This window comes from Streptococcus parasanguinis CC87K (genome assembly GCF_000507765.1).
Classification (GTDB): domain Bacteria; phylum Bacillota; class Bacilli; order Lactobacillales; family Streptococcaceae; genus Streptococcus; species Streptococcus parasanguinis_J.
The window spans coordinates 1-4,672 of record NZ_KI669406.1; the positions used below are offsets into that span (position 1 = coordinate 1).

Annotated in this window: 6 protein-coding genes; all 6 read left to right on the top strand. The window is 30.5% G+C overall.

Annotated features, from left to right (window positions below; all coding sequences use genetic code 11):
• The first annotated feature begins 293 nt into the window (after positions 1-293).
• Positions 294-770, top strand: coding sequence for a hypothetical protein (locus tag HMPREF1195_RS10465; RefSeq protein WP_023920327.1), 477 nt, complete (start codon positions 294-296; stop codon positions 768-770).
• Position 771: 1 nt separating this feature from the next.
• Positions 772-1,008, top strand: a complete 237-nt coding sequence (locus HMPREF1195_RS10470) for a hypothetical protein (protein ID WP_023920329.1) — start codon at positions 772-774, stop codon at positions 1,006-1,008.
• Positions 1,005-1,355: a hypothetical protein gene (locus HMPREF1195_RS10475; RefSeq protein WP_023920331.1), complete on the top strand. Its 351-nt coding sequence runs from the start codon at positions 1,005-1,007 to the stop codon at positions 1,353-1,355. Before HMPREF1195_RS10470 ends, HMPREF1195_RS10475 begins: the two co-directional genes overlap by 4 nt.
• Positions 1,355-2,569 (top strand): AAA family ATPase, encoded by a 1,215-nt coding sequence (locus HMPREF1195_RS10480; protein ID WP_023920332.1) that lies wholly within the window; start codon positions 1,355-1,357, stop codon positions 2,567-2,569. The genes HMPREF1195_RS10475 and HMPREF1195_RS10480 overlap by 1 nt, the downstream gene beginning before the upstream one ends.
• Positions 2,570-3,171: 602 nt before the next feature.
• Positions 3,172-4,284 (top strand): replication initiation factor domain-containing protein, encoded by a 1,113-nt coding sequence (locus tag HMPREF1195_RS10485; RefSeq protein ID WP_023920333.1) that lies wholly within the window; start codon positions 3,172-3,174, stop codon positions 4,282-4,284.
• 78 nt (positions 4,285-4,362) lie between these two features.
• The coding region (locus HMPREF1195_RS10490; RefSeq protein ID WP_023920334.1) for a plasmid mobilization protein at positions 4,363-4,672 on the top strand (310 nt) is incomplete at its 3' end.

Sequence of the window (4,672 nt, forward strand, 5' to 3'; positions counted from 1 at the left end):
AAATTTAGCAGATAAAGAAGTGTTGTCTAAATTTACTTCTCAATTGTTAGAAATGTTAGAAAAGTTAGATAAAATGAAACAAGAAAAAGAAATTTTATCGCTTGAATTGAGTGAAATGAAAGAAAAAAAACCCTTTTGGAAAAAAATTTTTGGAAGATAAAAAAAGAGCGATTTGTATCGCTTTTTTGTTTCCAATTTTTTTGAAAAAAAGACACTATAATTAGATAGAAGAAGGAAATAAAAATATAAAGGAAGTTTTACAAAAAAATGTGAAACTTAGAGGTGAAAAACCTATGAAATATGTTGGAGATTATGTCCAAAAAGAAACTATTAAAAATCATATCTTTCATAATAAGAAAGACAAATTTGAATCTTTTGTCTTAGATATTATGGGGCAAATGATTGAAGATTTTTATTATGGATATTCACTTGAGTTTGATTTACTTTTGAAAGAGTATTTTAAATTTATTCCAAAATTTAAAGTAAAAAAACGAACCCTGGAAAGTCTTAATATCGATTTTCACTTTTTGTATGGTTCTTCAATGACAGAACAAGAAATTAACAAGTTTTTTGATGATTTTGTCTCATCTTTGGTTAATCGTATTGCAGTCTTCATTCTTGAAGAAGGTTTTATGCAACGACTGAGTGAAGCAGTGCTAAGATGTGATTATTCGATTTATGAAGAAGAAGTGAATAGCGTTTTATTATATTGGGCTCCAAAAAGAGTTGACGTAATCTCTGAAGAATATCGTTTTTGGGAGGACGATTAAAATGGCTAAAAAAGAAAATTTAAAATTGTATGCCTATAGAATTGCGAATCTATCGCAAAGTGCATTGTACTTTCTATGCAGACATCAGAATTTAACAACTAATGATTATCAATTTATAAAAGGTAAATTAGTAGATTTATATTCTCGAGCTTTGGAGCTCTTAATAATGGCTGATGCAGATGATAACGAAATAAACGATTTTATCAATGATTATAAGGAAAAAGGAGAAATAAAGTGAAAGGACTTAAGCAATTTCAAAAATTTGATTTAGAAGAATTTTTAAAAGGAAAAGAATTAACATTTTTAGATTCTAATCCTTATTATGAGTATGTTGAAGGGAAAAAAACAGAAAACATTTTAGGAGTTAAGCTCCTATGCGTAATTACTAAAGATGATACCGAATATGATTCTGATGTTACCAATTTATATGAGAAAGTGACTATTAAGATTCAAGGAGCAAACTCAGTTAATCTAAAGCGGGGTTCTAGGTTGAAAATCGGAGATGGTTCTGCTAAAGTTTGGGGAAATTTTTCTGAGAATCTTACTATTGAATCAAAAAATATTCAAGTTTTAAAAGATAAATAATGATTGAATATCAGGTGATTTCTAGGAAAAGTGAGAATGAAAAACGGTTAGTTGTACTGTTTTTCTTCTCTTTCTTGTTGTGCTTTATCAGGCAAACAAGTTTAATAGCGTGTATCGTGTCTATCTTGATTATTGCTTATTTCTTAATAGAATATGATATAGGAAGGACAAAATTTGATTATTTTCTTTTTCTGATTGGTAGATTAAAATTAGAGCGCCAGTTAATGAACGCTAAAATTTATGTTCGGCTTAATTCTAGAAAAACAGGAAATATCTATGTAAAATTACCTAAAATTCATATTCTAAGACAATCAGAATTTAAGATTTGGATTCAAATTGAATTAGCAATAGACAACTATAATATCTTAAAAGAATTTGATTTTTCGCCGATATTTAAAGGCTATAGACAAATGAGGGTTATTGATACAATTGGTAGAGAATCAATTATATTTGAATTAGAAAAGGTTGATTATGATAGACAATTCAAATTTAGAAATATTCGTGAAATTGTAGAACAAAACTGGGATGTTTCTAAAATTAGTATAGACAAGAATACTGAAATAAACACATTAAATCATATTCTTCTATCTGGCCAAACAGGTTCAGGAAAGACCTATGCTCTTTTATATCTGTTGCTGATATTAGCAGTAAGAAACGCTGAAATTTCAGTTTGTGACCCTAAAAATAGTGACCTTGCTGAACTTTCAAAAAAATTAAAGATAGAATCAAAAACCTCAGCTACTGATATTGTTAAAGAGGTAAAAAATGTTTATCTAGAAATGGAAAAACGCAAAAAACAGAGAATAAAGGAAAATTGGCCTATTTCTACAACTGCAGTAGATAATGGTTTAAATCTGCGAATTCTAGTAGTAGATGAATTTGCTAGTTTACAATTAAAACTACAAAAAAAAGAGCTTGATGAACTCTTGAAATATATTTATCAAATTATTTTAGAAGGTAGAGCATTGTCTTGTTTTGTTATTCTTGGAATGCAACAAGCTAATGCAACGGTAATACCAACTTCATTAAGAGAACAGTTTGGCTCAATTTTTGTTTTAGGAAACAGTGGTGAACAAACCTTTAATGTAGCTTTTCAAGAAAAAGCTGATAGTTTACCTAAATTCCCTTTGAAAGCTGGAGAAGGCTGGGTAGTTCAAAACACGGATATAGAGCCTAAATTTATTAGATTTCCTTTTCTTGAATTTCTAATCTAAAATGGAAACACTTTACTAATCAAATAAATAGTAGTATAATAAAAAATAAATAAAAAAGAAAAAGCATCCATCCACCGCCAAGTTTCGGAATGCTTTCACTAAATTTCTTCTATAAGAAGATTATACCAGATTAATGTTTTATTAGCAAGCTAGTAGGATGAAAAAGAAAGTATCTTCAAATAGATTAGAGAAATAAAAGTGAGAGCGTAGGCGGTGCCTTCGCTCTTTTTATGTGTAATTGCTATTTTAGAGAGAGGGGCGCACTCGTTTTTCTCTATTATAATGATTGGTTCAAGCCGACTAAATCAAGTGTTTTTGTTTGGTTCGGCTTGACGAAGAAAGCAAAATAGAGAAAATGCAACTTTGACAAGCCCGAGCTTGCTCGAGTTTTAAAAAGTTTTTGCCGCACGTAGTGCACAGAAAAAAGTTTTTAAAACTGAAGGCTTGCGAAGGTGCAAGAGGAGCGCTATTGTTTGGGTGGCTGACGAGGTTTGGACGCAGTCCAAGAAAAAATTTAATAATAGGAAAGTGGAAATTATGATTTTCCACTTAACCCCCAAGTACTAAGAGGGGGGTTATAAATACGGGCCGAGGAGAGATTTATGGGTACTATAGAAGGTAAGGAAAACAATGTGTTCTTAATTGACTGGCTAGCTTTTACAGTTCCAGTAGAGATAGATAGCATAGGGAAGAAGGGTGTTGAAGATGTTTTAAATGCTCTTGATTTGAATGAATGGCCTTGGGAACCTCAGGAGAAGGGGAGAAATGGCTATAATCGTTCATTAAAATTACAGGAGTATGCGACTGTTTATTTTAATGAAATTAAATATACAGAAATTCCTTCTGGTCGAGAAGATTTATTAGAACGTTATAAAAAAATGGGGGTGAATGTTGAATTTACTGGGAAAGGTTGCCGAATTGTAGAAAAAACATTTGAGTGGGTAGAGTTTCTAACTCAAATTCTAGAAATAGGTGGTAGAATCACTCGTTTAGATGTCGCTTTAGATGATTTTAATGAGTTACTAGATTTCTCAGTTATAGAAAACAAAATCAAGAATGGAGAAATTGTTTCTTTAACAAGGACTAGAAAAGTAGATGAGCGCTTTGAATTTTCGAAAAGAGAGGATTTTGATAATCGAGGAGAAAGTAAAGGGAAAACTTTGTATTTTGGCAAAAGAGGTTCAGAGTTTTTACTGCGCTTATATGATAAGAAGAAGGAGCAGGAAAACAAAAAAATCTTTGTTGAATATGATAGTTGGCAACGTTATGAAATGGAACTTAGAAAAGAAAAGGCTATTGATTTTGTGAAACATCTATGCGAAGGTATGGAATTAGCTGAACTTTATTTAGCCGTTTTAAATGCACATATTCGATTTGTAGACCCAGTACCGAATCAAAAAAATAGAAGTCGGTGGCCGATTAGTGATTTTTGGAAAGATTTTTTAGATGATACTAAAAAAGTTAAATTAGATAGGAAAAATCTAGAACCTCAAATAAATAAGTCTATTGAGTGGTTTGATTCGTCTGTTTTTGCGACTATGCAGTTATTAGCAGAAGTTGCTGAACTAGGGGGAGTCGATTTGTTCGAAATATTGAAGAATGTACCTAAAAAAGAGAGGTCTGACCGACATAAAGAAATGCTCAAAGATTTTAAATCTCTAGAAACATCTGAAAAACAAGATATTTTGAAAAAAATAGCTTCTATCGGAAGATGACAAATTGATAACTTTATGATATCTTATTGTTAGCTAAATGCTATCTTTTTGCAGAGAGAGTAAATAGGAAGGATAACTATGAAAAAAGACAGGACAAAAACTGTTTTAATTCGTCTTACAGAAGAAGAAAAAAACAAACTTCAAGAAATGGCCGAAGAAAACGAGATGAAAGTAGAGCCTTTTGTCAGGAGGACGATATTTTCAAATGATATCAAAAAGCTATCAAATGAAAATGATGTTCTTCGAGAAGAAATTAAAGATTTAAAACAAGATATTAGAATTTTAACAAATCAAAATTTAGCAGATAAAGAAGTGTTGTCTAAATTTACTTCTCAATTGTTAGAAATGTTAGAAAAGTTAGATAAAATGAAACAAGAAAAAGAAATTT